At 66.4% G+C, this 1626-nt stretch carries 2 protein-coding genes; both read right to left on the bottom strand.

Annotated elements, in window-relative coordinates; translation table 11 throughout:
* Positions 1-67: 67 nt before the first annotated feature.
* On the bottom strand, positions 68-838 hold the full coding sequence (locus C3488_RS39575; protein WP_103845629.1) for a transposase: 771 nt from the start codon (positions 836-838) through the stop codon (positions 68-70).
* A gap of 45 nt (positions 839-883) precedes the next feature.
* On the bottom strand, positions 884-1456 hold the full coding sequence (locus tag C3488_RS39570; protein ID WP_374955496.1) for a hypothetical protein: 573 nt from the start codon (positions 1454-1456) through the stop codon (positions 884-886).
* Between the last annotated feature and the right edge of the window lie 170 nt (positions 1457-1626).

Genomic DNA, 1626 nt, shown 5'->3' with positions numbered 1-1626 from the left:
CTAAGGGCTGTCCCGCAAATGATCTCTGTGCCGGCCTGGACGCGATCGCCTGATGTGCGGCGTGTGCTCACCCGGCGAGGGTGAGGTTGTGCAGGCGGGCGATGCCGAGCATGGCGTGGTGGACGCCGTCGCCTTTCAGACGGCAGTCGCGGAGGATCTTCCAGCTCTTCATGCGGGCGAAGGTGTGCTCGACGCGGGCGCGGACCTTGCGATGGGAGATGTTGTGCTCCTCTTTCCAGGCCAGCAGTTCAGCCTGGCCTTTCTCGCGGCGATGAGGGATGACCAGGCCGGTACCCCGGTAGCCGCCGTCCGCGATCACCGTCGCCCTTCCAACAGCGCCCTTCGCGCCGGACAGCTCCCATGCCTTGCAGTCATTGCGGTTTCCGGCGACTGGTCGGCCGATCACGACGACGAGCCGGGTGTCCGCGTCGATGACGACCTGGTGGTTGGTGGAGTACCTGTAGTTCTTGGACTGCTCGGCGATGGTGTGGTCGCGCGTGGGGACCAGAGTTCCGTCCGCGATCAGCACGGTGCCCTTGCGGAACCGCTTGCGTTGCTGGAGCGCGAGCGAGGGCCCGAGATGGCCGATGATGCGGTCGGCGGCCGACTTCGAGACTCCGAAGAGCGGGGCAAGCTGCCGCAAGGTCAGGTTCGTCCGCCAGTACGCGGCGACCAGCAAAACCCGGTCCTCCAACGGCAGGCTCCACGGTCGTCCTCTACGAACCGGATCCGCTCCTTCGCGGCGCAGCGCGGTGATCAACTTGCGGAACTGACATGGGCTCAGCCCGGTGAAGGGGGCTATCCAGGAAGGGCTCGACGCTGTGATCACACCAGACACCACAAGATCTTTTCACGCCGCGTACCCGTGCTGGCCTGCCGGTAGTTAGGAGGAGAGGTGTCTCTGCGGTTCAACAGCCTTGAGCAGGCACGCGTGGTCGTCGGCGCTGATCAGTCCGTCCGGACGAGTCTCGTCCTCCAACAACGCGCGCAGCGCAGAAGCGTGTGCGGCGAAGGCGGCCCTGCACCATTCGCGTTCCGGGTGATCGCAGTCGTTGCCGAGCAGCACGACCTGGCGTTCGTTGTCCGCGTCGACAGGTTGAGACAGCTCCGCGGCAACGACCAAGAGGTCGACCAGGCCGGAGCGCACCGCGATGTCAGGGAGGGCTGCCAGGCGGATCAGGAAGGGCAGGGCGGCTGGCATCGCTGCGCTCACGTGAAAGACGCTGTTCATCAAGACGTTGCCCAGCACACGCAGGGCCTCGGGGCCGGCTACCGGATCGAGGAGCCCACGGAGCAGGACCGGGATCCCGGCAGGACACCCGGGAATCTGCGACCAAGCGACATCGGTGCAGCCCAGCAGCGCGGGGTGGTCGCAGTTAGCTTGCTCTATCTGCGGACACTCGCGGAGGAACCGAGCGACGGCAGCCTCCTTGGCCGCCGCATCCACTACGCACATCCCTCTGCCCCTGCCCCAGCTCGAACGACATCGCCCCGAAGGGGCGTCCGCCGGATGAAACTCTTCCCGGGGCGGGCGTCGAACGCAAGCGCCAAGGTCAACAGCTGACGCCCCCACCCTGGGGAGTAGGGGTGTGGCAGCCTGGCACCGCATTCCGGGACAGCCCTTAG

This window comes from Streptomyces sp. Ru72 (assembly GCF_002920635.1).
In the GTDB taxonomy this organism is placed as follows: Bacteria; Actinomycetota; Actinomycetes; order Streptomycetales; family Streptomycetaceae; genus Streptomyces.
The sequence above is the reverse complement of the archived record's forward strand: the minus strand, read 5'-3'. Positions and strand labels throughout refer to the sequence as shown.

What these genes read in the sequence shown, in the direction of transcription:
- C3488_RS39570 (WP_374955496.1), bottom strand. Translation starts at nt 1,456, where the DNA reads ATGTGCGTAGTGGATGCGGCGGCCAAGGAGGCTGCCGTCGCTCGGTTC.